We start from the raw sequence: 24,060 nt of genomic DNA, 5'->3' as shown, positions 1-24,060 counted from the left end.
GTCTCGCCCTCCGTGCCCGGGCGCTCCACCCGGAGGTGAGAATGACTCACATCGATACCGGGCAATGATCGACGCTGAACCGTCGTTAGGGACACCCGTCGTTCACCAGGTGCCAATGCCGACTTTTCGCCTCGACGCGTCGCCGGCTCCGCCGGCCGCGCCGAACAGGCCCTGATCGAGGCGGGGGCCAGTCGCGCGCTCTGCGGGCTAGGCGCGGGCGATGAGCGCTTCGATCCCGTCGAGGAGCAGATTGAGCCCGAAGGTGAAGTCGGCGTCGTCGATCCACTGCTCGGCGGCCCCGAAGGCGTTGGCGCGTACGGCTGCGGTCAGTGCCGGGTAGCCGTCCGGGTCGAGAACCTGGCCGAGGATCTCGCCGTATTCGGCCAGCCCGGCGATGGAGTCGTCATCGGTTGCGGGGTTCGCGTTCATCGCGTGGGCCAGGGCCGCCTGCTGCGCGGCGTAGCCGGTGAGGACGGTCGCGATGGTGATCCGCTCGCCATGGCTGAGCCCGGTGCCGGCCAGCGTGGCGAGCGCGCGGTCCAGCCAGCGCAGCGAGCGCGGCCCGGCGGGCGGGGTGCGCTGGTCGAGCGCCAGCAGCCAGGGACGGGCGAGCAGGAAGTCCCGGTTGGCCCTGGTCCAGTCGGTCAGGTAGTCGCGCCAGGCACGCCCACCGAGCGGGGGCGGCTCGGGGGTGGCGGCGTCGGCCATCATGACCAGCAGCTCGTCCTTGCTGCCGACGTAGCGGTACAGGGACATCGTCGCCACCCCGAGCTGAGTCGCGACGCTGCTCATCGTCACCCCCACCAGGCCCTCACGGTCGGCGATCCGAATTGCGGCGTCGACGATCCCGCCCAGTTCGAGGCTGGGCCGGGGACCGTGCCGGGAGTTGGTCTCCCGCCCCCACATCCGGGCCACCACCGCCGGAAGCCGCCGTTCCGCCACGTTCGATTCCCCTCGCTCTCCACCCCTGGGTCTTGCCTGCACTCTAGATCTAGGTAACTCTGTACCTAGTACTCTGTATGACGTACACAGATGGGAGTGTCATGACCCCACCGACTCCGGACGGACGTCTCCACGACGTCGACGCGGTACGAGGGTTCGCCCTGCTCGGGATATTCGTCGTCAACGTCACCTTCATGGCCTCGGGCTATCCGGGGAACCTGGTGACGGACCCCGACTTCGGCGCGGGGCTCGACGACGCCGTCCGCGCGTTCTCCTCGGTCTTCGTCGACATGAAGTTCTACGTGCTGTTCTCGTTCCTCTTCGGATACAGCTTCACCCTCCAGATGGCGGCGGCGAGCCGGGCCGGCGCCGCGTTCCCGGCGCGCATGGTGCGCCGGATCGGTGGCCTCTTCGTCCTCGGCGCCCTGCACACCGTCTTCCTGTACGGCGGCGACGTGCTCACCACGTACGCGGTGGCGTGCCTCGCGCTGCTCCTGCTGCGCAAGGTGGCCGACCGTACGGCCCTGCGGATCGCGGCGGCGTTGTACACGCTCGTGCTGGCCAGCCTGGTCGCCAGCGCGCTCCTCGTGGACCGCTCGACGTTCCTGCCCAGCGAGGCCGATGCGCTCGCCAACGGCGAAGAGGCGACCCAGGCCCTGCTCGGCGGCTGGACGGCGAACATCGGCGAGCACCTCGCCGGCCTACCCCTGCTGGTGCTCCAGGCCGTCACCCTGCAGGGCCCGACCGCGCTCGGCCTGTTCCTGCTCGGCATGGTCGCCGGCCGCCGGCAGTGGCTGAACCGGGTCCGCGGCAACGAGCCGGTGCTGCGCCGGATCCAGTGGATCGGGTTCCCGGTCGGACTGCTCGGCGCGGCGGTCTACGCGGCCAGCGGCGGAAACGGCAACACGCTCGGAGTCGCGGCCAGCGTCGCGACGGCGCCGCTGCTGGCCGCCGCCTACGTGGCGACGCTGCTGCGGGTCATGCACCACCCGCGTACGTCGGCGGTCCGGGCGGCACTCGCCCCGGCCGGCCGGATGGCCCTCACCAACTACCTCGCCCAGTCGGCGGTCGGCCTGGTGGCCTTCACCGGCATCGGTCTCGGCCTCGCCGGCACGTTCTCCCCGCTGGCCCTCCTCGCCTTCGCCCTTGCGGTGTTCGCGGCCCAGGTGGGGGCGAGCGCACTCTGGCTCCGACGGTTCCGCTACGGGCCGGTCGAGTGGGCACTGCGCTGGCTCACCAACGCCCGCCGCCCAGCCTTCGTCGACCGAGCCGATCCCGTACACGTTGCCGAGAACGACGCACGGCGGCCCGATCACGCGTCCTCGGCGTAGCGGACGGCGTACCTGTGCAGCGTGACGCCCTCGGCGAAGGCCTTCTGTTCGAGCAGGTCCAGTTCCACCGACCGCTCATGGTCGTCGAACAGCGGCCGGCCCGCGCCGAGGATGACCGGGTGGGTGAAGAGCAGAAGCTCGTCCAGTAGCCCCGCGCGGAGCAGGTGGGTGGCCAGCGTCGCCCCGCCGACGCCGATGTCGCCGTCCTGCTCCTCGCGGTACCGAGCGAGCAGCTCGACGGCGTCACCGTCCGAGCCGATGGTCCGGGTGTCGTACCCGGCCTCGGTGCGCGTGCGGGACACCAGCACCTTCGGCTTCGTCGTCCAGATCTCGCCGTACTCACGCAGGAAGTCGGGCAGCTTCTCGTCGTCCCGCGCGGCCGGCCAGAACCCCTCCATCGTCTCGTAGATCGTGCGTCCCTGGACCATCGACGTCAGCGCCCGTGCCCGGGCGTTGAACTCCCGGTGCAGCGGCTCGCCGATGCGCAGCCAGTTCCCGGCGCCCTCCTCGCCCGGGGCGTGCTCGATCCGGAGATCGAGAGAGACGTTCATCCAGTACACGAAACGGCCCGACACGTACCCTCCCGGTGATCGCGGTCTGCACCCACCTAACCCGACGCCGGCGACTCCTCGGCAGATCCCGCCAGGCGTTTCGCGAAAGCGCGGTACACCGGGGTGCCCGGCAGGCCGTCGCGGATGGCGAACACCACGTGGTCGAACCGGTCGACCACGTGCAGAGCCTCGGCGAACGCGCCGGCGACGGCAGCGGGATCGTTGCGGAACACCCCGCATCCCCAGGCGCCCAGCACGATCGACCGGTGGCCGTGCGCGGCGGCGACCTCCAACACCCGCCGCGCACGCCGGGCAAGCACGGCCGGCACGTCCGAGGCGTGCGCCGGCTGGTTGCGCACGATCGCGCCGAGGTTCGGCGCCGCAGCGGTCAGGAACGACGTCAGGTACGGCTGCGCGAGCAGGCTCCCCCGGTCGTCCCGGAACACCGGCACGAGCGGGGAGTAGATGATGCGGTCGCTGTAGCGCAGATCCTGCTGCTCACGGTGGAACGCGTAGAAATCCGGCACGGCACGGAGACACGGGTAGAGCGCCGACGAGCGAGCGATGCTCTCCTCCTGCGCCTGCGCCCCGTTCAGGAAGCCACCGCCGGGGTTCTTCGCCGACGCGAAAACCAGGCACGCCGCACCGGGCCCGAGCCGGTACGCCGCCTGCAACGTCGACTCGTGTGTCACTTCCACCGTCGCGACGCCGGACGCGGCGTCCCGCACCGCGAGCGCCTCGTCGGGCAGGTGCTGACGAGTGCCGGCGACTGCGGCGCGTACCGCCTCACCGACGAGGACCTCCGCACCGCTGCCGTCGCGGTAGCGTCCCGACTCGGCGATCTCGACGGTCTGCCGGGCGATCTCACGAAGCCGGCCGCTCACCGGTCCACCCGCTGAATCGGAAGATGAAGGGCGCCCACAGCCAGCACGTTAGGCAGGCACAGCAGTCGTCGACAAGCGGATTTCGAGATCATGCTCGACACCCGTGGGACCGGTTCACAGGGGTGACCGGTCGTCGCGCAGCCGGCTGTAGAGCCACCCGTCCCGCCAGGCGCCGGCGCGGAACTCGCAGGCCCGTACGACTCCCTCCAACTGGAAGCCGGCCTTCTCCAGCGACCGCTGCTCGGCGACATTCTCGGCATGGGTGCCGGCCTGGATGCGCTGCGCCGGGGTGTGGCTGAACAGGTAGTCGCAGAGCAACGCCTGTGCCCGCCAACCGATGCCCTGGCCACGCCACTCGGGCAGCAGCACGATGCCGATCTCCCAGTAGGGCGCCCGACCTCCGTACTGACCCTGGAGGTAGCTGACGTAACCCGCCCGCGCGTCGGCCGCCGGCTCGACCTGCACGATCAGGCCACCGGTCCGCTCGCCGAGATAGCCGTCCTCGGCGAAACGACGGGCCGGCGCGGCGGCGTCCCGGAAACCGGCCCAGTCCAGCCCGATCAGCCCGGGTTCGACCGCGAACCGGCGCAACATCTCCAGGTCGTCCTCGGTGACCGGGCGCAGCCGTACGGTCGAGCCGGACGCCTGGTGCACGACGCCGGCCACCGGCGGCTCACCACTGCTCACCCTGACGACCGTAGCGACCGGTCGGCCGGCCCGCTGTCCCGGTAGGGCCGGCCGACCACGTCGCGCGCAGACCCGCCGTCAGCTCGCGAGGTGGCCGGTCGCCTCCAGCAGTGCCCGGGTGAACCGGTTGAGGGCCACATCCCGTAGCTGCGCCGGGGTGAACCAGTCCAGCTCGCAGATCTCGTCCTGGTCCTCAGCGGGTGTCCCGTCGACGATCGCCGCCTCGTAGACGGCGGTGACGTACGCGACCTGGTCCCCGTTGGAGTAGGTCACCTCGTAGTCCGCACCGCCCAGCACGTCCAGCAGGCGAAGCCCGCCGATCTGGACGCCGATCTCCTCCCGGACCTCGCGCACGGCCGCCTGGGCCGGCGATTCACCGATCTCGACCGCGCCGCCCGGCATACCCCACCGGTCCGGACTTCCGGTGTGGCGGACCAGCAGCAGCCGTGCCTGATCGTCGACGAGGATGACCGACACCGACGGCAACTGGATCAGCTGCGGGCCGATCACGGCCCGCAGCCGGGCCAGGTGGGCGGAGATGGCCATCAGGGCGGCCCGAACGGATCTGCCGGCAGGTCGGGCAGGGGCGGAGGGTCGCTCGCCTTGTCCACGACGGTGATCTGCCAGTTCACGAGTACGGGAGCCGCCAGCCGGCTGACCCGCTCAGCGAGAACACCGACGGCGATGACGAGCGACACCGCCAGGGCAACGAGCAGCCACTGCAGCGGTGACACCCGGGGGCCGGAACGCGGAGGCGGCTGCAGGTTCCAACGGAGTGCCCAGCTCGGAGGCCCGATCATAGCCATGACAGCACCTCCTGGGCGACGGTGGCGGCCGACTCGACAACCGCCGGGTCGGCGATGCCGGTCGCCTCGTAGTTGACAAGCACCCCGTAGGTGCCGAGACACACCGAGAAGTGGATGCGCCGGCCGGTCTCGCGGTCACCCGAGAGGTAGTAGAGGGCGCCGTCACCGAGCGCGAACGGCTGGTTCCTTCTGTTCATGGCCGGCTGCAGCCCGCCACGGTCCAGGCAACGCGGACCGCGGCCCTCGTACCGGCCGTATCGGCCGAGGGACACCCACAGGTAGGCGCTCTGGGCCTTCGTCCCGGCCATGCTCTTGACCCGGCAGTAGTTCGAGCGCATGGCCGACTCGTTCTGCTCGGCCGCCTCCGGGGTACCGTGCCCGGGAACGAGACGGTCGTACACCTCCGACCGGATGAGCGGGCAGACCGCCGGAGGCGCAGGCGGATCCACCGTCGCACTCCGCCAGCCCTGCCAACCGCCGACGACCACCGAGAGCAGGACGCAGAGGGCCAGGATGCCTACCCATCGCCACCGTCTCATGTCGGCAGTGTGACCGGACGCCGCAAATGGACCAACGACACGCCGCGAGCGCGGGACTCCGCCGCGCCGCCGCCCTATCGACAACTGACCAAGGATGAGCGCTGTGCCAGCCACTCCCCCGTCGCCAGACGTGCCGATGCACGATGGCCAGCTCACGGTCTCACTCGACGTCGTACGTGAGCTGGTGGACGCGCAGTTCCCCCAGTGGCGGGCCCTGGCTCTCCGGCGCGTCGCCTCGCAGGGAACCGTCAACGCCATCGTCCGTGTCGGGGAGCGTCTGACGGCCCGATTCCCCCTCCAGCCGCTGGAGTTCGACACGGCTCGGGCCTGGCTGGAACGCGAAGCGGAAGCGGCCCGAGAGCTGGTCAGCCGTACCCGATTTCCCACTCCCGAACCCGTCGCGATCGGTCAGCCGGGCGCAGGCTACCCGCTTCCCTGGTCGGTCCAGACATGGATACCCGGAGTCGTCGCCACCGACCAGGACCCCGGAGACTCGATCGCCTTCGCGCACGATCTCGCCGAGTTCGTCGACGGCGTGCGAGCCATCGACACACGCGGCCGCACGTTCAGCGGCCGGGGGCGCGGTGGCGAACTACCAGCACACGACGAGTACCTGGAGGACTGCTTCCGGCGCAGTGCGACGTTGCTGGACGTCCCCCTGCTCCGCCGGTTCTGGGAGGTGATGCGGGAACTGCCGCGGGGCGCGGCCCCGGACACGATGAACCATGGTGATCTCATCCCGGGAAACGTCCTGGTCTCCGACGGGCGGCTGGCCGGGGTCCTCGACGTGGGCGGGCTGGGCGCTGCCGACCCTGCCCTCGACCTCGTCGGCGCCTGGCACCTGCTGGAGCGTGAGCCACGCCAGGCGTTCCGGAAGCGACTCGACTGCGACGATCTCGAGTGGGAGCGCGGTAGGGCGTGGGCCTTCCAGCAGGCAATGGGACTGGTGTGGTACTACCACCGGACCAACCCGACGATGAGTCGGATCGGCCGACGCACTCTCGCGCGTATCAGCGCCGACCCGCCGTCGGCCTGAGCGGGGCGTGTAGCAGGGGCAGGCCCCTTCGTCCCCACGGCGCCCTGCGCCATGTCGCTGCCCTCGGGGACGAATCCCAGATCGAATTCGCCGGGGAAGGGATGCACGCCGATGGGGATGAACACCGATCATATTGCCGACGAGGGCCAGCGGCCGGGGCCGCCGGTGGCGGCCCCGGCCCCGGATCAGCTCCCGCAGATGCCGTACCCGATGAGGCTCCACGAGCCGGCGAAGCCGTCGGCGTCCTCGTCCGCCCGCACCCGGACCGTGTTCCCCCCGGTGATGTTGATCGCGGTCAGCAGCACCTGGCCGTTGCCGGCATTGATGTCGGCGCCCGCGCTGTAGAGACCCTTGCCGGCCGGGCACGTCTCGAAGCCGCTGTCGGACGAATCGCTCGAACTCGCCGCCGTCCGCACGATCCGCTCCAGCCCTGCGGGCGCGTTGGCGCAGACGGCGATCGAGGTGGCGCTCCAGCCGGCCGGCGAGGTGCCCTGCACGGTGACCGCCCGGACGGTCACCGACGTCAGGTCGAACGACGGCACCACCTGGTCGAGCACGACGTCACCCAGGCCGCTGTTGATCCGCCCGCCCATGCCGATGACCTTCTTCGTCCCACAGCTCGCCGTGACGAACTCCGTGCCGACCGCTCCGGTCGTGGCCACGACCTGGTAGCCGGCCGGAGTGGTGGCGCACTGGGCGAGGGTCTGCAACCCCCATTCCCCGGCGAAGTTGACCGGGCCCACCTCGCGCATGGTCGCGAGGAACCCGGTGCCGTTGGCCAGCGGCTCCAACCGGTCCAGCCCGACCCGCCCGGCGGCCGACGAACCGGCGGGGAGGAAGCCTCCGCCCCCGGTGACCACCTTGCCGGCGGGGCAGGACGCCAACGCCGACTTGTCCGCGCTGCTCTCGGCAGCCGAATGGGTGACCGTCTCCAACCCGGCCGGTACCGCCCAGGCCGGTGCCGCCCAGCCCATGCCCGCCACCACGGCAGCCGTCGACACGACTGCCGTCAGCACACCCCGTCCCCTGGTTACCCGCATGTCGCTTCTCCTGTCCACAATGGCCGGACGAGCCGGCCCGCCTCCCCCCGGACCTGCGGATCCGGTGGCTGAGGAGAGCCTGGGCGAGGCCGCTTGGCGTCCGCTATCCGACCGCTTGGCGCCGGTCGCACCGGTCCCGCCGTCCATAGACTGTGGTCGTCCCATCACGACTGACGAGGAAAGCCATGCGGTGGTCAGTCCTCGGCCCCGTCCAGGTGACCGCCGGCGGGCGCGTCCTTCCCATCGACCGCCCCCAGCAACGCGCGGTGCTCGCGCTGCTGCTCCTCAACGCCGACCGCCTCGTGCCACTCGGGCAGCTCGTGTCGGCGCTCTGGGCCGACGACCCACCGGTCAGCGCCCGGACCCAGGTCCAGGTCTGCGTCTCCCGGATCCGCGCGGCGCTGCGCGAGGCGGGCGCGGCCGCCCTGCTGACGACGCAGACCGGCGGTTACCGGCTCACTCTCGGCGGGACCGAGCTCGACCTCGCCGAGTTCACCGTGGCGGTCGAGCGGGCCCGCGCCGAGGAGGCGGCCGGCCGGCAGGCCGAGGCGGCGCGGCTGCTGCGTGACGGTCTGGCGCTGTGGCGGGGTCCGGCGCTGGCCGGCGCGGCCGGCGCGTTCGTCGACGCTGCCGCCGCCGGACTGGACGAGCAGCGGCTGCTCGGGTACGAGCGGCTCGCCGCCGTGGAACTCGAGCTCGGCTGGTTCGCCGCGACCGCGCGTACCCTGCGCCCCCTGGTCGCCGAGCATCCGCTCCGGGAGCCGCTGGTCGCCGCGTACCTGCTCGCCCTGGCCGGCTGTGGCCAGCAGGCCGCCGCGCTGCGGCTCTACGCCGAGACCCGCCGCCGGCTCGTCGACGAGTTGGGCATCGACCCCGGCCCGGAGCTGAGCGGCGCACACCTGCGGATGCTGCGGGGACGGCCGGCGGCCGAGCCCGCGTCGGCGGGGCCGGCCGGTCCGCCCCCGGCACAGCTTCCCGGCGACCCCGCCTGGTTCTCCGGCCGCACGGCGGCGCTGCGGCAACTGGACGCGCTGCTGCCCGCCGAACCGGCGCGTGCCGACCGGGACGGCGGCCAGGACGATCCGGCCCGGGCGGTGGTCATCTCCGCCATCGCCGGCACCGCCGGGGTCGGCAAGACCACCCTCGCGGTGCACTGGGCCCACCGGGTCGCGCACCGCTACCCGGACGGGCAGCTCTACGTCAACCTGCGCGGATTCGACCTCGACGGCCGGGCCGTGTCGCCCGGGGAGGCGCTCCGCGGGTTCCTGGAGGCGCTGCACGTGCCGCCCCAGCGCGTACCCACCGATCTGCCCGGGCAGGCCGCCCTCTTCCGGACGCAGCTCGCCCACCGCCGGGTCCTGGTGCTGCTCGACAACGCCCGCGACGCCGAGCAGGTACGACCCCTGCTGCCGGGATCCCCGGGCAGCCTGGTCGTGGTGACCAGCCGCGATCGGCTCACCGGCCTGGTGGTCAACGCCGGCGCCCACCCGGTGACGCTGGACCTGCTTGCGCCGGTCGAGGCCCGGGAGCTGCTGACCGCTCGGCTCGGTCGCGGGCGGGCCAGGCGCGAGGCGGCGGCATTGGACGAGATCGTCCGATGCTGTGCCGGGCTGCCGTTGGCCCTGGCCGTCGTCGCGGCCCGCGCCGTCGGGCAACCGGACGTGTCGCTGGAGCTGCTCGCCGGCGAACTGCGGGACGGTGACCCGGACCGGCTCAGTCCACTGGCCACCGGCGATCCCATGACCGATGTGCGGGCGGTCTTCTCCTGGTCGTACCGCGCTCTGGACGCCGACTCGGCCCGGTTGTTCCGACTGCTCGGGCTGCACCCGGGCCCCGACGCCGGACGGACGGCGGTTGCCAGCCTCGCCGGCCTGCCGCCGGCTCGGGTCGGCCCCCTGCTGGCCGACCTCACCCGGGCGAGCCTGCTCACCGAGCGCACCGCCGGCCGGTACGCGATGCACGACCTGCTTCGGGCGTACGCCTCGGAGCTGTGTCACGACACCGAACCCGAGGCCGAACGGGAAGCCGGCCGACGCCGCCTGTTCGACCACTACCTGCACGCCTCGCACGCGGCGGACCACCTGCTCGACCCGTACCGGTTGGCGCGACCGGCCGCGCTGCCGCCGCCGGCGACGGGAGTGACCGTGGGCGACCGCCCGGAGCACGCCTGGGCGACGGCGTGGTTCGCCGCCGAGCACCACGTCCTGCTGGCCTGTGTGGAACGGGCGGCGGCCACCGGCCTGGACCGGCACGCGTGGACGCTGGCGGCGGCTCTCACCACGTACCTCGATCGCAGCGGGCACTGGCCGGAGCTTGCCGCCGCGCAGCGGACCGCCCTGGCGGCGGCGCGGCGCCGGGGTGACCTGGCCGGTCAGGCCCTGGCGCACCGCGGCCTCGCCATCGCCTGTACCTGGTCGGGCGATCATGAGGCGGCGCACCGGCACTACCGACGCGACCTGGAGCTGTACCGCGAACTGGGCGACGTCACCGGACAGGCCCACACGCACCTCGGGGTGAGCTGGGTGCTCGCCCGGCAGGGCCGGCTGCGGTCGGCCCTGGACGAGACCCGGCTGGCCCTCGACCTCTACCGGACCGCCGACTACCGGGTCGGGCAGGCCAAGGCGCTCAACAATCTGGGCTGGATGCACTCCCGCCTCGGCGAGCCGGGGCCGGCACTACACTGCTGCCAGGCGGCCCTGCGGCTGCACGAGGAGACCGGCGACCGGCACGGCGCGGCACTGACCTGGGACAGCCTCGGGTACGTCCGGCACGGCCTCGGCGACCACGACGAGGCCGCGGACTGCTACCGGCGGGCGTTGGCGCTGCACCGGGAACTCGGCGACCGCTACGACGAGGCGGAGGTGCTGGACAACCTGGGCGACAGCCTGCGGGCCGCCGGTGACCTCGACGCTGCGCGCCGGGCATGGCGGGAGGCGCTGACGATCTTCGACGAGCTGCGCCATCCGGACGCCGACCGACCCCGGGCCAAGCTGGCCGTCCCGGCCGTACCGGTGGCGCCCACCGGCGGTGGCGAACCCTGACGACATCGGTAGAGGCCCGTCAGTTTGTGTCGGTCGGCCGTGGCACACTCCCGCGCCATGGACGGTGACGAGTTCTGGGCGCTGGTGGAGTCGGCCGGGGCGGATGTCGGCAGTCGGACCGACGACGACGGTGAGGCCCTCGCCGCCGCGCTGGTGAGGCGTCTGGCGGCGACATCGCCGGAGAGCATCCTCGAGTTCGAGGAGTTGTTCGACCAGCTCCAAGGCGCGCTCTACCGGTGGGACGTCTGGGCAGCCGCGTACCTGATCGGCGGGGGATGCTCGGACGACAGCTTCATGGACTTCCGGGCGGGAGTGATCGCGCAGGGGCGCGGGTGGTACGAGCGGGTCCTGGCCTCCCCCGACGGACTGGCCGATCACCCCCTGGTGCGTCGAGCGGCGGCCGAGGACGACGACGGCGCTCTGTTCGCCGAGTCGGTGAACTACGTGGCCGGCGAGGCCTACGAGCAGGTCACGGGTGACGACGATGCCTTCGACGCGGCGATGGAGGCCCGTCAACAGGTTGCCGACGGTGTCGACGCGGCCCGCGAGGCCGACATGGGCGAGGACTTCGACTTCGACGACGATGACGAGATGCGGCGTCGGCTGCCCCGGCTGGCCGCGCTGTTCCTCGACGCCGACGACTGAGCCCGGGCCGCCGTCGACCGACGGTAACTCGACGAGCATCAACCCCTCCTGACCAGGCATTCTTGGCGTATGGACCATTCCACGAACCTGGCTCTGGAGGTACGCACATGTTCACCACGAAGTTCTGGAAGGCCACCGCCGAGCGGGCGGTGAAGAGCGCCGCGCAGGGTCTGCTCCTCTACTGGGGTGCCGACGTGGTGTTCAACGCGTGGCAGGCGGACTGGGCGGCCGCGGGTGGCATCGCGTCCGGTGCCGCGGTGCTGTCGGTGCTCACCTCGCTCGTGAGCGCGAGGGTGTCGGGCGAGGGTGACTCGCCCAGCCTCGTGGGCGGCGAGCAGTAGCACCGGCCCAGCCGGGAGCCCTTCGGCGTCGAAGGCGCTCCCGGCCGTCGAATTGACTCGGAGGCACGGAGGCGCGACGCTGTGGCAGCGCTCCCATCGACGGGCTCCTATCCGAGAGGAATGCTCGTGCGTCCCCACAGAGTTCTACTACCGGTCGTGCTCGCCACGGCCCTCGGCGGTCTGGCCCTGCCGGTGCCCGCCCTGGCCGCGGCCGGCCCGGCGCTGGCCGTGGACACCACCGCCGCCCGGCACCAGATCAGCCCGTACATCTACGGCATGAACTTCGCGGACGAGACCCTCGCCCGCGACCTGCGGCTGCCGGTGAACCGCTACGGCGGCAACGCCACCACCCGCTACAACTTCCGTGCCGACACCACCAACCGCGCGGCGGACTGGTACTTCGAGAACATCCCCAACGACAATTCGAGTCCGGAGGACCTCCCGAAGGGCTCGGAGAGCGACCGGTTCGTGCAGCGCAACAGGGCCACCGGCACCGGCACGGTCATGACGGTGCCGATGCTCGGTTGGATCGCCAAGGACCGGTCGCGGGCCTGCGGCTTCAGCGTCACGAAGTACGGTCCGCAGGAGTCCACCGACCCCTGGGCGCCGGACTGCGGCAACGGCAAGAAGCCGGACGGGTCGCTGATCACCGGCAACGACCCGGAGGACACCAGCATCGCCGTCGGTCCGGAGTACGTCGCCGACTTCGTCGACCACCTCAAGGGGCAGTTCGGGGCCGCCGCCGACGGCGGCGTCCAGTTCTACAACCTGGACAACGAGCCGGACCTCTGGCAGTCCACCCACCGCGACGTCCGCCCGACCGGCATGGGCTACGACGAGCTGCGCGACCGCACCTACGAGTACGCCGCCGCGATCAAGGCGGCCGACCCCGGCGCGAAGACACTCGGTCCCGTCGGCTGGGGCCTGAACTCGATCATCTACTCGGGCCTCGACCAGGACACCTGCTCGCGCACCGGCTGCTGGTCGAATCCGCCGGACAAGGCCGCGCACGGCGGCCAGGACCTCGGCCCGTGGTACCTGGACCGGATGCGCGAGTACGAGCAGCAGCACGGCACCCGCATCCTCGACTACTTCGACGTCCACCTGTATCCGCAGCAGTCCGGCGTGTTCGGGGACGCGGCCGGCGACGCCAACACCCAGGCGCTGCGGCTGCGCTCGACCCGCCAGCTCTGGGACCCGACCTACGTGGACGAGAGCTGGATCAACAGTCCGGTCCGGTTCATCCCGCGCCTGCACGACCTGGTCGACCAGCACTACCCGGGCACGAAGATCGCCATGACCGAGTACAACTGGGGCGCCCACGGCTCGCTCAACGGCGCGCTCGCCCAGGCCGACGTCCTCGGCATCTTCGGCCGCGAAGGGCTCGACATGGCCGCCCTCTGGACCGCGCCCGCCGCCGACCAGCCGGTCGCCAACGCCTTCCGCGTCTACCGCAACTACGACGGCAACGGCGGCGCGTTCGGCGAGACGTCCGTCCAGGCGACCAGCGCCGACCAGGGCAAACTGGCCGTGTACGCCGCCGAGCGCAGCGCCGACAAGGCGCTCACCGTGGTCGTCGTCAACAAGACCGGCGACGACCTGACCAGCCCGGTCACCCTCACCGGCGTCTCCGCGAGCACCGCCCAGGTCTACCGGTACAGCGGGGCGAACCTGGCCGGTGTCGTCCGGGAGGCCGACCAGCCGGTGACCGCCGGCGGTCTCACGACCACCTTCCCGGCGAACTCGATCACCCACCTGGTGCTGCCGCGCGCCACCACGCCCGGCGACACCCAGCCGCCGACCGCCCCGGGCAAGCCGACCGCCGGCACGATCACCAGCGACAGCATCGCGCTGGCCTGGACGCCGTCCACCGACGACACCGCCGTCACCGGCTACGACGTGCACCGGGTCGACACCACCGGCACCGTGAAGATCGGCAGCGCCACCGGCACCACGTACACCGTGACCGGCCTGACGCCGGACACTCCGTACACCTTCGTGGTGACCGCCCGCGACGCGGCGGGCAACGTCTCGGCGGCCTCGCCCGGCCTGACCGTCAGGACCGCTCCCACCGCGCCCACCGGCCGGTGCACGGTCGGCTACACGGCGAACAGTTGGCCGGGTGGCTTCACCGCGACCGTGACCATCAAGAACACCGGCACCACCGCGATCGACGGCTGGAAGCTCGCCTTCGACTTCCCCACCGCCGGCCAGAAGGTCAGTCAGGGCTGGTCGGCCACCTGGAAGCAGAACGGCACGAGCGTCACTGCGGACAGCATGAGCTGGAACGGCAAGCTCGGCCCCGGCGCGGCCACCAGCATCGGCTTCAACGGCACGTGGAGCGGCACCAATCCGACGCCGACCGCCTTCACCCTCAACGGTCAACGCTGCGGATGACCTGAGAGCCCCACGCCGGGAGCGAGCCGCAGGGGTCCGGGGCAGCGACGCCCCGGACCCCTCGCCCACGAACGACGGGGCACTGATCCGCCTGGTGCAGGTGTCGAGACTCCGACCCACGTCGGCCTATGCTCTCGCGCGTGGGCTATTGGGGGACGGTCGTTGTGGCGCGGCCACAGGGGTTGCTGGTCGACCAGGAGGGCATCAGCGGGTTCGGCCACCAGCATTACTGGTTACGTGAGCTGGGCGACGGCTGGCAGCTCGTGGAGACCAGCGGATGGAAGGATCCGCCGGACCTCCGCGCACCAGCGGCGGCGCTGGTGGCATCGACCGGACATCCGGTATTCGCCGGATATGTCAGTGACGGCGACTGCGCGGTGATGTGCGCGGCGACGCCGGCTGTCGTCGGGCCGCTGACGCACCTCTGGGACATCAGTGGACCTTGCGGGGTGTACCGGCATCAGCCGGCCGACAGACCGGAGCCGATCGGCCGCACCGTCGACGATGTGGTGGTGGAGCTGACCGGTTGGTCGGCCGCGGCTGGTCTGCGGGCGAACGCTTCCGCACTGCGGGCGGCGCTCGCTCACGACGGGAGCACAGATGGGAAGTCAGCGGATGATCTGCTGTTCGACCTGATCCAAGGGCTGGGGGTGGCCCGGATCGGCCGGACGCTGCCGTGGGCGTTCCCGATAAACCGTCGACCCTTCGTACTGATCACGGACTTCATGGGCCTTGCGAGCAGAGCCCGGGAGCGGGCGGTGTACCGGCAGGCCGGGGTGAAAAAGGGAAAATCGCCGGAGCCTGCGCAGCCGTGGGAGAGCGCCGCGTTGGAGCTTGAGGAAGAGCTGTGGGCGTCGCTGTACCGCCCCGACGTGGACGTGATGGCGTTGGCCCGCCGGGTTGTCGAGGTTCAGGCGGCCTACAACGCGACCAGCGACGATCGGGCGCAGCAAGCAGCGGTGGGCCTGGATCGGTTGTACGAATCGCTCGTCGCCGGTCTCATGGACGGCACCCTGCAACCGGACGACCCGGAGGAGTCCGGCCGCAGATGGGCGGACAAGCGGGCGGTCAACTCTTCATAAGAGGTGACCGGTCAGCGCATGGAGGCTGTGACATCGGCGGCGACGGTCAGTGGATCCGTGAGCGGTCGGCCCAGCAGGTGCACGAGGTCCGGACCGGTGTGGTGGAGGAACCCGTGGCGGACACCGGTGGCGATCGAGGCGAGCATCGGCGGCTGGAACGGCAGCAGGTCAGCGTCGCCGAGCAGGCGGGCGCGGTACTCGCCCAGTTCGATCGTGCGGTGCGCGACGCCGAGACGGTCGGCGATGTCGCCAGCGGTGATCGGGGTTCCGACCAGGTCGTACACCTTTCCGGCGTGGGCGCTGGGCTCGCTTGCGACGACGGCTGCGGCAGCGGCCAGGTCGGCCCGCGCCACCGCGGCGAGTGCGCCGGTCCCGAACGCCGATTCCAGGCCGTCGGGAGTCCACGCGAGCAGGGCACCGAAGAGTTCGGCGTACAGCCCGTTCCGCAGGATCGTCCACGCGAGCCCGCTGTTCGTGATCATGTGCTCGGTGGCTCGGTGGGCCAACGCGAACCCGAGGTGGTCGCCGGCGCTGGTCAGGCTGGTGTACGCCACGTGGGCCACGCCGTCGCGCCTGGCGGCGTCGAGGAGAGCCCGGTGACGCGCGATGACCGTGTCGTCCTCGGCATACCCGGCCGAGACCAGGACCAGGGTCGACACACCCGCCAGATCGAGGGTCGCGGGATCGTCGAAGTCGAGGTGGCGCTGCGCGCCGGTGGGAGTGCGACTCCCTGCCAGGGCGGGTACCCCTCGCTCGGCGAGCTCTGCGAGCGTGAGTGAGGCGAGCTGTCCGTTGGCGCCGGTCACCATGATCATTGCGGTTCGGTCTCCTGCCGTGGTTCTCTTCGGTAACTACCGGGGAGCCTGAACCCACGTCCGGCGGCCCACAAGGAGGCAGTCTCGTGTCACCAGCGCACACCGAAGTAACCGTGCAAGCCGCCGACCTCGAACCGTGCGGACAGCCGGACCACCCGGACTGCGGCATCCGAGACGTTCTCGACCGGGTGGGCGACAAGTGGTCGGTCCTCGTGATCGTCGAACTCGCCGCCGGCCCGCGACGCTTCCGCGAACTCCAGCGCGCCATCCACGGGATCTCCCAACGCATGCTCACCCTCACGGTGCGCCGCCTGGAACGGGACGGCCTCGTCCTCCGGACCGTGTATGCGAGCGTGCCCGCCCAGGTCGACTACCGCCTCACCGAAACCGGCACCAGCCTCACCCACCTCGTCAAAGCGCTCGCCGAGTGGTCGCTGGCACACCGCGACGTCATCGCCGAAGCCCGTCAGGCCTACGACAGCGAGCACCCCGACAACGAGATCCGGTGACGCGCGGCCCGCGGTCGTCGTTACGTCCGCGGCGGACGTCACTCGGCCGGCCGGCTGCCGGTCGGCCATATCGCCTCCAGGCCGCGGCCGGTGGCGTAGAGCAGGTACGGCCGCAACTCCGGTGCGCGTTGCAGGTCGCGGCGCAGCGCGTACAGGTGAGCTGACCTCGCCGCCAGAAACGGTTGGGTGGCGAGCAGGCCCCGGAGGTCCCCGAACCGCCAGTCCACACCCAGCAGCTTTCTTGCCCGTACCAGCAGCTCAACCCCGTCGAGCGGGATGTTGCCCACATAGACGTCGGCGGTCGGCGGCAGCTCTGGTTCCGGGCCGGCGGGCAGGGCGAACCCGGAACGCCGCCACACCTCGAAGGCGGGGGCGGCAACGTCGAGGTCGACTTCGCCCAGACCGCCCAGGTCGGCCCCGAACACCGGGCCGCCGTCGCCGTCGCCGTCGCCGTCGCACCGGAGGAAGAGTCCCCGATCGCCTTCCTGGCCAATCATGAGGTAGCCCGCGAGCCACTCCCCGATTCCATAGGTCGTGTTGCGCTCCCGCAGGGATTCCCGGCCGTAGATGAGCACGGGGCCGGCGACGACGTCCCCGGTGACCGACGCCAACCATCGCTGGTAGGCGGCATCCGCCCTTGAGACGAGCTGCTCGACCATCTCCACCGCCGACTCCTCGCTGTGCAGCCGAACCACCCCGTCACCCGGCACCGCAGCTATCCCTCTGGGCGCTGTCCGAGGTTCGACACCAGGGCTCGCTGCAACACCGCAGTGGTGGCCAGCACCGTACCCGCCGGCCCGCCACTGGTGTCCGCCACGAGGTAGCTGCGCTCACCGAGGTATTCGTACGTCTGCTCGTCGAAGATCCATTCATCGCGCCGGCTCCGCCCGGTGCAGCGTCCGCAGTCCCGCCACGACGGCAGCCACCTGGTCGGCATCGCGCATCCGGGCGACCACCTCGTCCGCGAAGTCCGGGACGGTGTCGCGTACGGGCAACCGCCGCAGCGCCTCCCGGTGCCGACCCTGCGCAGTGCCCTGATGAGCCCGGCAGAGAGCGAGCAGGGGGCAGGACGTCGTCCGGCGAACAGTGTTGCCGGTCAGCGCGCCTGGGCGAGCAGGATCTCGATCATCGTTTGCGGTGCGATGGTGGTCGGTCGGTCACTGACCTGTCCGTCGCCGAGTTCGACGACTCGCCATACGCCGTCCTCGCGCAGAGCGAGGTCCACGGTGACGAAGGGCAGGCCGAGTCCCTCGACCGACGATGCGATCGGGGTCAGGTCGACCTCTACCGGCGCCGGATCGTACGGGCTGTCGGGATGCGGTCCTGTCAGAACGCACGCGCCGTCGAGCCACCACGTGCGTACCTCGGTCGAGGCGAACCGCTCGAAACGCCGCAGCACGAGCCCACCCACGAAGTCGTCGTCACGCAGTTCCAGAAACCGCCTCGCCACGCTCCACGCGGCCGCGCCGTCGTCGAGGTCGGGGATGAACGCCGCCTCGTCCCAGTAGTGCTTCATCGACTTGCTGTAGTCACGCAGCACCGCTGGCCCCGCGCCAAGCTCGACCCGCGCGCGGTCGAAATCCGCCCGCTCACAGCCTCTGGTCCACACCGACAGCGGGGTCAGGGAAGCCAGAGCGGCATACCAGCCGGGCAGCTCATGTGCCCGCCGGTACTGCGCACCGTCAGTCCGCAACACCACACCCCGCTCAGCGAGGGCATCCGCGAGGCCGGCGTACTGCTCGCTACGCAGCATCCAGCCGCGATACATAGCCGTATCGCTGCCCGAGACCGAGGCGACCGCGCGGCGCGCATCGCCGCCCCGTACCAACGCGTCATGATCGACCACCGCCACATCCAGCCCGGCAGCACGTGCAGCGTGCGCCTCCGCGGCGAAGTGCTCATCGGGCTGGCGCGGCCGCAGCGGGTTTGCGGGAACCAACAGGATCACGCCGACATCATGCCCAAGCCGACCGTTCGACCTCGACCGGTTATCGCCGGCAGCCAGTTCCGGCACCCGTGGATGTTCCTCATCTGGTCGTGGTGCCGGCACCGCCGGTGCTCAGCTCAACTCGACCGTCCCCACGATTCGGGTGGGGACGACGGAGCCGCCCACGGGTTCGTTGGAGACGCCGAACGTTCCCGCCTCGGCAACCGGGCCGATGACCGTGGTCGACCCCCGGGCGCCCTCGGCCAGTCGTCCCACCTTGCGGGGCTCGCTGCCGCGGATGAGCCAGAGTTCGTAGATCCGCCCGGGCCCGGGCTCGGGCAGGTCACGCAGCAGCACCACCCCGCGGTCACGGCCGCGGGAGACCACCACGGTCGCGGCGCCGCCCGGCTGCAGCGACCGCTCGAACACCTGGGCGTCCGGGGCGTCCAGGACGGCGGCGATCTGCCGCGCCTGCTCGCTGCTGGCCCGCTCGTCGCTGACCCGATCGTTGGTCACGGCCCAGGTGGCCGCGCTCGCTCCGCCGGCCACGAGGACGGCCACCGCGGCGGCCGCGGTGAGGCGTCGCCACCTGCCTGCCTGCCGTGTGGCGCTGTCTCCGGCGGCGGCAGAGCGCAGCTGCGGGGTACGCGCCGCCTGGACGAGGGTGCGCTCCCGCAACCCCTGGGGCATGGCCTCGACGACGGTGTCGTCGGCGAGCCGTGCGACCGTCTCCCGTAGCTCGGTCACCTCCTGCCGGCACGACTCGCAGTCGGCCAGGTGCCGCTCGAACGCCGCCCTGTCGAGGTCGTCGACCGCGTTCAGGGCGTACGCGCCGGCGAGGGTGTGGATGTCGGCGCTCATGCCCGTCCTTCCATGTCAATGCCCAGGCAGTCGCGCATCCGGATCAGTCCGTCGCGCATCCGCGTCTTCACCGTCGGCAGCGGTGTCTTCAGCTTTTCGGCGACCTCCCGGTAGGTGTGGCCGCCGTAGTAGGCCAGGGCCACCGCCTCCCGCTGGACCGGTGTCAGCCGGCCCAGGCAGCGGCGGACCTGTTCGCGCTCCAGCCGGGCGGTGACGTCCTCGACGACCTCGTCGTAGGGGACGTGCGTCTCGGTGGCGGCGACCCGCTGGGTGCGGTCGGTGTGGGCCTGCTCGCTGCGCACGCGATCCACCGCCCGGCGGTGCGCCATCGTCAGGATCCAGGCGGAGGCCGAGCCACGACCGGCCTCGAATCGGCCGGCGGTGCGCCACACCTCGACCATCACCTCCTGCGTCACCTCCTCCGCCTGCGCCGGGTCGCGTACGACGCGGCGGGCCAGCCCGAGGACCCGGCCGGCCATGGTGTCGTACAGCGCCGCGAACGCAACCTCGTCACCCCGTGCCACCTGCGCCAGCAGCTCGTCGGGGCTCGGTGACGTCGCGGTGTCCGGCGGCACCGAACGTAACCGCCGCGCGTGTTCCGGGTCGCCGCTCATCCTCGGCATGTCCTCTCCTGTGCTGGCGGCCGTGGGTCTGCCGCCGCGTACTCGTTGCTGGGCGGAATGCGCGTGAGCGAGGCGCGCGTACACGATGACATTCTCGCGATGGCGCGCTCCACATCTCCGTTTCCGCCTGAATCCGGCGTTGACGCTCGGGTGGGGTCAGGAGGGATTCGTGGCGTGGTGGTCGCTGGACTGGTGCCGGACGACGTTCTTTTCCACGATGTCGCTGACGGTCCCCGCCGCACGGCACGCACCAGGTCAGGTGATCGTGACGGTGGTGCTGTGCCAGCCGGTCGCGCCGTCGGGGAAGGGCGCGGCCCGTTGGTCGGTCTGGGTCGCACCTGTCGCGTCGGTGGCCCGTACGCGCAGGGTGTGGCTGCCCGGGGTGGCGTCCCAGCGGTAGGTCCACTGCCGCCACAGGTCGGGCGATGGCCCATCGGCGAGGCGGGCCTGCCGCCACGGCCCGTCGTCGACCTGGATCTCGACGGCTACGATCCCGCGCCGTTGCGCCCAGGCGACACCAGCGATGATCACGGGCCCGGCGCGACGTTGCGCGAACGGTCTCGGAGTGTCGATGCGCGATGCGGTCTTGACGGGCGCGTCGGCGGCCCACCCGCGCTGCACCCAGTAGGGGTCGAACGCGTCGAAGGTGGTCACCTTCATCGAGGTGAGCCACTTGCAGGCGCCCACGTAGCCGTAGAGGCCGGGGACGAGCATGCGGACGGGGAAGCCGTGCTCCAGGGGCAGGGGTTCACCGTTCATGGCAACGGCCAGGAGCGCGTCGCGCCCGTCGAGGATCGCCGCGAGCGGAGTGCCGATGGTCATGCCCTCCACCGAGCGGCTGACGAGCTGGTTCTGCCCGGTGTGGAGGCCCGCCTCGCGGAGCAGCGGTGCGAGGGGAACGCCGGTCCAGCGGGCGGTGCCGATGTAGGGGCCACCGACCTCGTTCGAGACACAGTTCAGGGTGATGTCACGCTCGACGAGGCCACGCGCGAGAAGATCCTCGAATTTCCAGGTACGGGGACGGTCGACTGCCCCGTCCAGGGTCAACCGCCAGGTCTCCAGGTCGACCTGCGGGACGGTGAGTGCGGTGTCGACGCGGTAGAAGTCCCGGTTGCGGGTGAGGAACGCCGAAACCCCGTCGACACCGACGGAGACACCGCCGGGGAGCGGCGGCGCCGGTCGTACCGGCGGCGGGATGCGAACGGCGGCGCGGGAACGGGCGCCGACCGCGCTGCCGCGACCGACGGCCTGGCCGACGGCGGCCGTGGCACCGGCGATCAGCGCGGTCCCCGCGGTCGTGGCCAGGAACTGACGGCGGTCGAGCAGTCTCGGCCGGCTCGGCGCGGTGACCGTTACCGTTCGACCGGCGCGCGCCAACAGCACCATCGCGACCGATCCGACGCCGGCACCCGTCAGCACCGGCAGAACGCCCAGGGGCGTCGCGCCCGGGCGGGACAGGACGGCGGCGACACCGACAGCGGCGAACACGGCGAGGCCGGCCAGACCGTAGCGTCGTCGTCGAAGCGCCGCCGCGCCGAGCAGGACCGCGGCCAGGGCCAGCAGCGCGTGGACGCCGACGAGGAGCGCGATCTTGTCGTTGGCACCGAAGGTACGGATGGCGAACGCCTTGACGCCCTGCGGTGCCAGGTCGATGGCGACGCCGCCGACTGCCAGCACCGGATTGGAGGCCGGGGCAACCAGTGCCGCGAGGAGATGCGCCACGGCCAAGGTCACTCCGGCGGTCAGCAGGCCGACGACCGAGCCGCGGACGGCGGGCATGAGGGACGGCCCCGGCCGACGGGTCGCCGGCCGGGGCTCGATGTCGGTCGACGCCATCAGCTCTTGGGCATCAGAACGGTGTCGACGATGTACACGGTGGCGTTGGCCGTCGAGACGTTCCCGCAGACCACCATCGAGGTGCCGTTGACGGTGAACGACGAGCCGCTGCCGGTCACCTCGAGGTCGCCGCCCTGCAACGTCTTGTGGGTACCCGCCAGGGTGTCCGGCGACAGCTGGGTCGTCACCACGTGGTAGGTCAGGACCTTCTTCAGCAGGGCGTCGTCGGCCAGGACCTTGTCCAGGTCCGCCTTCGGGATCTTGGCGAACGCGTCGTTGGTCGGCGCGAACACCGTGACGCCCTGCGCGCCGTTGAGCGAGTCCACCAGGTTGGCCTTCTTCACGGCCGTCACCAGCGTCGACAGCAGCGGGTTGCCGGACGCGGCCGTGGCCACCGGCACCTTCGCCATCGCCTCGAAACTGCCGGGGTTGGACGCATCGGTCGGAACGGCAGCGCACCCCGAGCCGAACTGACCCGACATCATCGTCGAGGGCGAAGCCGAGGCCATCGGCGCGCTGGCCGACATGCTCGGCGCGCCGCTGGCACTGTCCCCGCTGTCGGTACCGCCGCAGGCGGACAGGGCCAGCACAGCGATCACGCCAACGGAGGCGAACAGGCGCCGCTTCATACGAACTCCTCAAATGCTTGTACTTCACTGCTGTTGTCAGAGGGCATTCGAGGCCGATCTCGAGACGGATGGGCGCAACAGGGAGCAAATTCGGCACGGCACCCGAATGAGGCCGGCCGGACGGTGTCCAACCGGCCTCTGACCTGCACATACCTAAGCCGTCCCGCTCGAAGCATGAGCGCCCAGGCACCGGGTATCCGCCCGGGCATGGGCAGCCACAAGCGCAACAAGCACGACAGCGGCGGCGAGTCGGCGCGGGGCCGCCGGCACCCGGGCAACGGCGCACGGGGCCGGCAGGGGGCGACGGTCGAGCACTCGCCTGATCAGCGGCACGAGCGCACCGCTACCGGATCAGCGGGCACCGAGCGCGACCATGGCCGGTCGAAGGCGGCCCACGAGGGCCGGGTCAACCGCCAGGGTACGGCCTGACCGAATCACCGCCGGAACATCAGCTACTCCGACAGCCGGGGCGCCATCGCAGACGCCGGCTGGTGCCGGCAATCCGGGGAATCAGGCCCGGTACGCGGGCCATAAGATCCACCGATATGGTCCGCACCACACCTCCGCGTCCTCTCGATATCGCGGCGCTCTTCCCCGAGCTGCGGGAACACTCCACGACGGCCACCCGCCTGCATCCCCGACCCGGCGCTCCGACCGTCAGGGACAGCTCGGTCGGTGGACCGCTGCGGTGGCCGGCCGACGAGGTGTGGCCGGTCTGCGACGACGTCGGGGCGCACGAGCCGTGGAATCTGACGACCCCGGCTGCCCTGCGCCGCCGGCGGGAGATCCTCGCGGCCGCGGAAGCGCGGGAACCGGTGCCGGGTGGGGACTTCCTGACCGCGCAGGAGAGGGCCGAGCTCGACGCCGCCGACGCACTGGACCTGGACGACCTGATCGAGGGTCCCATTCCGTTGGTCCCCGTCGCGCAGCTGTACCGACGAGACATCCCGGACTACGCCGGCCCGGACGGCACCGACCTGCTCCAGGTGCTGTGGTGCCCCGTCGACCACTCGGACCGGCACTACGGCCCTCGCGTCTTTCTCCACTGGCGCGACAGTTCGGCCGTCGGCCCCCTGCTCGAAGCACCTCCCGAGCCGCCGGTGATCAGCGACATGTACCTGCCGGTCCCGTGCCTGGTGCACCCCGAGCAGGTCCACGAGTACCAGTACGCCGATCTGCTCCCCGATGACCTACGCGACCGGCTCGACGAGTGGGATGACGACGAGGACGAGAGCCGTCCCCACTATCAGAGCGACCTGTCGCTGGCGCCGGGGTGGAAGGTCGGCGGGTACGCGAACTGGTCCCTGACCGATCCGTACCCGATGGACTGTGCTGTCTGCGGCACCACGATGACCTTGATCTTCACCGTGGATTCGGGCGACTGGAACGGCATGAACTGCAGCTGGCGCCCGACCGAGGAGGACCCGACCGCGTCCCCGGACATGGTCGGCGTGCAGATCGGGCGCGGCTACTCGCTGTACACCTTCCACTGCCCCGCGTCATTCGACCATCCTCCGGCCACCGCTATGCAGTAACGG

The 24,060-nt window shown here is 71.4% G+C and carries 26 protein-coding genes; 10 read left to right on the top strand and 16 right to left on the bottom strand.

Annotation, left to right across the window (positions count from 1 at the left end):
- Positions 1–207 precede the first annotated feature (207 nt).
- Positions 208–942 (bottom strand): TetR/AcrR family transcriptional regulator, encoded by a 735-nt coding sequence (locus tag ACQPZK_RS09065; protein WP_433537845.1) that lies wholly within the window; start codon positions 940–942, stop codon positions 208–210.
- A 101-nt stretch (positions 943–1,043) separates the two neighbouring features.
- On the opposite strand from ACQPZK_RS09065, the gene ACQPZK_RS09060 reads away from it, so the two are divergent.
- The gene (locus tag ACQPZK_RS09060) at positions 1,044–2,273 is read left to right on the top strand and encodes a DUF418 domain-containing protein (protein WP_433537844.1); all 1,230 of its coding nucleotides are present in this window, start codon (positions 1,044–1,046) and stop codon (positions 2,271–2,273) included.
- Here ACQPZK_RS09060 and ACQPZK_RS09055 read toward each other — a convergent pair.
- The 6 genes from ACQPZK_RS09055 to ACQPZK_RS09030 form a co-directional block, all read right to left on the bottom strand.
- Positions 2,255–2,824, bottom strand: a complete 570-nt coding sequence (locus ACQPZK_RS09055; protein ID WP_433537843.1) for a dihydrofolate reductase family protein — start codon at positions 2,822–2,824, stop codon at positions 2,255–2,257. The genes ACQPZK_RS09060 and ACQPZK_RS09055 overlap by 19 nt on opposite strands.
- 56 nt (positions 2,825–2,880) lie before the next feature.
- On the bottom strand, positions 2,881–3,708 hold the full coding sequence (locus ACQPZK_RS09050; RefSeq protein ID WP_433537842.1) for a TIGR02452 family protein: 828 nt from the start codon (positions 3,706–3,708) through the stop codon (positions 2,881–2,883).
- Between the two features lie 114 nt (positions 3,709–3,822).
- The gene (locus ACQPZK_RS09045; RefSeq protein ID WP_433537841.1) at positions 3,823–4,395 is read right to left on the bottom strand and encodes a GNAT family N-acetyltransferase; all 573 of its coding nucleotides are present in this window, start codon (positions 4,393–4,395) and stop codon (positions 3,823–3,825) included.
- A gap of 78 nt (positions 4,396–4,473) precedes the next feature.
- The gene (locus tag ACQPZK_RS09040; protein ID WP_433537840.1) at positions 4,474–4,941 is read right to left on the bottom strand and encodes an NUDIX domain-containing protein; all 468 of its coding nucleotides are present in this window, start codon (positions 4,939–4,941) and stop codon (positions 4,474–4,476) included.
- Positions 4,941–5,201, bottom strand: a complete 261-nt coding sequence (locus tag ACQPZK_RS09035; RefSeq protein WP_433537839.1) for a hypothetical protein — start codon at positions 5,199–5,201, stop codon at positions 4,941–4,943. The genes ACQPZK_RS09040 and ACQPZK_RS09035 overlap by 1 nt, the downstream gene beginning before the upstream one ends.
- A complete protein-coding gene (locus ACQPZK_RS09030; protein ID WP_433537838.1) occupies positions 5,192–5,740 on the bottom strand; it encodes a hypothetical protein in 549 nt (182 codons plus the stop codon). Before ACQPZK_RS09030 ends, ACQPZK_RS09035 begins: the two co-directional genes overlap by 10 nt.
- 136 nt (positions 5,741–5,876) lie before the next feature.
- On the opposite strand from ACQPZK_RS09030, the gene ACQPZK_RS09025 reads away from it, so the two are divergent.
- Positions 5,877–6,776: an aminoglycoside phosphotransferase family protein gene (locus ACQPZK_RS09025; protein WP_433539156.1), complete on the top strand. Its 900-nt coding sequence runs from the start codon at positions 5,877–5,879 to the stop codon at positions 6,774–6,776.
- A 185-nt stretch (positions 6,777–6,961) separates the two neighbouring features.
- Here the strand turns inward: ACQPZK_RS09025 and ACQPZK_RS09020 are convergent, their stop codons facing one another.
- Positions 6,962–7,816, bottom strand: coding sequence for a hypothetical protein (locus tag ACQPZK_RS09020; RefSeq protein ID WP_433537837.1), 855 nt, complete (start codon positions 7,814–7,816; stop codon positions 6,962–6,964).
- 185 nt (positions 7,817–8,001) lie between these two features.
- Between ACQPZK_RS09020 and ACQPZK_RS09015 the strand changes: the two genes are divergently transcribed.
- From ACQPZK_RS09015 to ACQPZK_RS08995, 5 genes are all read left to right on the top strand, one after another.
- A complete protein-coding gene (locus ACQPZK_RS09015) occupies positions 8,002–10,857 on the top strand; it encodes an ATP-binding protein (protein WP_433537836.1) in 2,856 nt (951 codons plus the stop codon).
- Positions 10,858–10,914: 57 nt separating this feature from the next.
- Positions 10,915–11,502, top strand: a complete 588-nt coding sequence (locus tag ACQPZK_RS09010) for a DUF4240 domain-containing protein (RefSeq protein ID WP_433537835.1) — start codon at positions 10,915–10,917, stop codon at positions 11,500–11,502.
- 107 nt (positions 11,503–11,609) lie between these two features.
- Positions 11,610–11,843 carry a holin gene (locus ACQPZK_RS09005; protein ID WP_355052950.1) on the top strand — a complete coding sequence of 78 codons (234 nt, stop codon included), beginning with the start codon at positions 11,610–11,612 and terminating at the stop codon, positions 11,841–11,843.
- 126 nt (positions 11,844–11,969) lie between these two features.
- Entirely contained in the window at positions 11,970–14,240 is a 2,271-nt protein-coding gene (locus ACQPZK_RS09000; protein WP_433537834.1) for a glycoside hydrolase family 44 protein, read from the top strand.
- A gap of 140 nt (positions 14,241–14,380) precedes the next feature.
- Positions 14,381–15,322 carry a hypothetical protein gene (locus ACQPZK_RS08995; RefSeq protein ID WP_433537833.1) on the top strand — a complete coding sequence of 314 codons (942 nt, stop codon included), beginning with the start codon at positions 14,381–14,383 and terminating at the stop codon, positions 15,320–15,322.
- A gap of 11 nt (positions 15,323–15,333) precedes the next feature.
- Here ACQPZK_RS08995 and ACQPZK_RS08990 read toward each other — a convergent pair whose 3' ends face one another.
- Entirely contained in the window at positions 15,334–16,137 is an 804-nt protein-coding gene (locus ACQPZK_RS08990; protein ID WP_433537832.1) for an NAD(P)H-binding protein, read from the bottom strand.
- An 86-nt stretch (positions 16,138–16,223) separates the two neighbouring features.
- Here ACQPZK_RS08990 and ACQPZK_RS08985 point away from each other — a divergent pair, with 86 nt between their 5' ends.
- On the top strand, positions 16,224–16,646 hold the full coding sequence (locus ACQPZK_RS08985; RefSeq protein WP_433537831.1) for a winged helix-turn-helix transcriptional regulator: 423 nt from the start codon (positions 16,224–16,226) through the stop codon (positions 16,644–16,646).
- A gap of 38 nt (positions 16,647–16,684) precedes the next feature.
- Here the strand turns inward: ACQPZK_RS08985 and ACQPZK_RS08980 are convergent, their stop codons facing one another.
- The 7 genes from ACQPZK_RS08980 to ACQPZK_RS08950 form a co-directional block, all read right to left on the bottom strand.
- Positions 16,685–17,356: a hypothetical protein gene (locus ACQPZK_RS08980; protein ID WP_433537830.1), complete on the bottom strand. Its 672-nt coding sequence runs from the start codon at positions 17,354–17,356 to the stop codon at positions 16,685–16,687.
- A gap of 5 nt (positions 17,357–17,361) precedes the next feature.
- On the bottom strand, positions 17,362–17,583 hold the full coding sequence (locus ACQPZK_RS08975; protein WP_433537829.1) for a hypothetical protein: 222 nt from the start codon (positions 17,581–17,583) through the stop codon (positions 17,362–17,364).
- A 159-nt stretch (positions 17,584–17,742) separates the two neighbouring features.
- Entirely contained in the window at positions 17,743–18,594 is an 852-nt protein-coding gene (locus ACQPZK_RS08970) for an ATP-grasp domain-containing protein (protein ID WP_433537828.1), read from the bottom strand.
- Between the two features lie 111 nt (positions 18,595–18,705).
- The gene (locus tag ACQPZK_RS08965; RefSeq protein WP_433537827.1) at positions 18,706–19,434 is read right to left on the bottom strand and encodes an anti-sigma factor; all 729 of its coding nucleotides are present in this window, start codon (positions 19,432–19,434) and stop codon (positions 18,706–18,708) included.
- On the bottom strand, positions 19,431–20,057 hold the full coding sequence (locus ACQPZK_RS08960; protein ID WP_433537826.1) for a sigma-70 family RNA polymerase sigma factor: 627 nt from the start codon (positions 20,055–20,057) through the stop codon (positions 19,431–19,433). The genes ACQPZK_RS08965 and ACQPZK_RS08960 overlap by 4 nt, the downstream gene beginning before the upstream one ends.
- Before the next feature lie 255 nt (positions 20,058–20,312).
- Positions 20,313–21,893 carry a molybdopterin-dependent oxidoreductase gene (locus ACQPZK_RS08955; RefSeq protein WP_433537825.1) on the bottom strand — a complete coding sequence of 527 codons (1,581 nt, stop codon included), beginning with the start codon at positions 21,891–21,893 and terminating at the stop codon, positions 20,313–20,315.
- Positions 21,893–22,522 carry a fasciclin domain-containing protein gene (locus ACQPZK_RS08950; protein WP_433537824.1) on the bottom strand — a complete coding sequence of 210 codons (630 nt, stop codon included), beginning with the start codon at positions 22,520–22,522 and terminating at the stop codon, positions 21,893–21,895. The genes ACQPZK_RS08955 and ACQPZK_RS08950 overlap by 1 nt, the downstream gene beginning before the upstream one ends.
- A gap of 174 nt (positions 22,523–22,696) precedes the next feature.
- Here ACQPZK_RS08950 and ACQPZK_RS08945 point away from each other — a divergent pair, with 174 nt between their 5' ends.
- Positions 22,697–22,951, top strand: coding sequence for a hypothetical protein (locus ACQPZK_RS08945; protein ID WP_433537823.1), 255 nt, complete (start codon positions 22,697–22,699; stop codon positions 22,949–22,951).
- A gap of 116 nt (positions 22,952–23,067) precedes the next feature.
- Entirely contained in the window at positions 23,068–24,057 is a 990-nt protein-coding gene (locus ACQPZK_RS08940) for a hypothetical protein (RefSeq protein WP_433537822.1), read from the top strand.
- Positions 24,058–24,060: the final 3 nt, after the last annotated feature.

Source organism: Micromonospora sp. CA-249363, from assembly GCF_050950185.1.
Lineage (GTDB): Bacteria > Actinomycetota > Actinomycetes > Mycobacteriales > Micromonosporaceae > Micromonospora.
This window is presented reverse-complemented; position numbering and strand designations above follow the sequence as displayed.

Coding starts and splice junctions, on each gene's coding strand:
- ACQPZK_RS09005 (WP_355052950.1), top strand. CDS start 11,610: ATGTTCACCACGAAGTTCTGGAAGGCCACCGCCGAGCGGGCGGTGAAG.
- ACQPZK_RS08990 (WP_433537832.1), bottom strand. CDS start 16,137: ATGATCATGGTGACCGGCGCCAACGGACAGCTCGCCTCACTCACGCTC.
- ACQPZK_RS09015 (WP_433537836.1), top strand. CDS start 8,002: ATGCGGTGGTCAGTCCTCGGCCCCGTCCAGGTGACCGCCGGCGGGCGC.
- ACQPZK_RS08975 (WP_433537829.1), bottom strand. CDS start 17,583: ATGCCGACCAGGTGGCTGCCGTCGTGGCGGGACTGCGGACGCTGCACC.
- ACQPZK_RS09060 (WP_433537844.1), top strand. CDS start 1,044: ATGACCCCACCGACTCCGGACGGACGTCTCCACGACGTCGACGCGGTA.
- ACQPZK_RS09035 (WP_433537839.1), bottom strand. CDS start 5,201: ATGGCTATGATCGGGCCTCCGAGCTGGGCACTCCGTTGGAACCTGCAG.
- ACQPZK_RS08950 (WP_433537824.1), bottom strand. CDS start 22,522: ATGAAGCGGCGCCTGTTCGCCTCCGTTGGCGTGATCGCTGTGCTGGCC.
- ACQPZK_RS09040 (WP_433537840.1), bottom strand. CDS start 4,941: ATGGCCATCTCCGCCCACCTGGCCCGGCTGCGGGCCGTGATCGGCCCG.
- ACQPZK_RS08955 (WP_433537825.1), bottom strand. CDS start 21,893: ATGGCGTCGACCGACATCGAGCCCCGGCCGGCGACCCGTCGGCCGGGG.
- ACQPZK_RS09030 (WP_433537838.1), bottom strand. CDS start 5,740: ATGAGACGGTGGCGATGGGTAGGCATCCTGGCCCTCTGCGTCCTGCTC.
- ACQPZK_RS08945 (WP_433537823.1), top strand. CDS start 22,697: ATGAGCGCCCAGGCACCGGGTATCCGCCCGGGCATGGGCAGCCACAAG.
- ACQPZK_RS08965 (WP_433537827.1), bottom strand. CDS start 19,434: ATGAGCGCCGACATCCACACCCTCGCCGGCGCGTACGCCCTGAACGCG.
- ACQPZK_RS09055 (WP_433537843.1), bottom strand. CDS start 2,824: ATGAACGTCTCTCTCGATCTCCGGATCGAGCACGCCCCGGGCGAGGAG.
- ACQPZK_RS09025 (WP_433539156.1), top strand. CDS start 5,877: ATGCACGATGGCCAGCTCACGGTCTCACTCGACGTCGTACGTGAGCTG.
- ACQPZK_RS09010 (WP_433537835.1), top strand. CDS start 10,915: ATGGACGGTGACGAGTTCTGGGCGCTGGTGGAGTCGGCCGGGGCGGAT.
- ACQPZK_RS08940 (WP_433537822.1), top strand. CDS start 23,068: ATGGTCCGCACCACACCTCCGCGTCCTCTCGATATCGCGGCGCTCTTC.
- ACQPZK_RS09020 (WP_433537837.1), bottom strand. CDS start 7,816: ATGCGGGTAACCAGGGGACGGGGTGTGCTGACGGCAGTCGTGTCGACG.
- ACQPZK_RS08960 (WP_433537826.1), bottom strand. CDS start 20,057: ATGCCGAGGATGAGCGGCGACCCGGAACACGCGCGGCGGTTACGTTCG.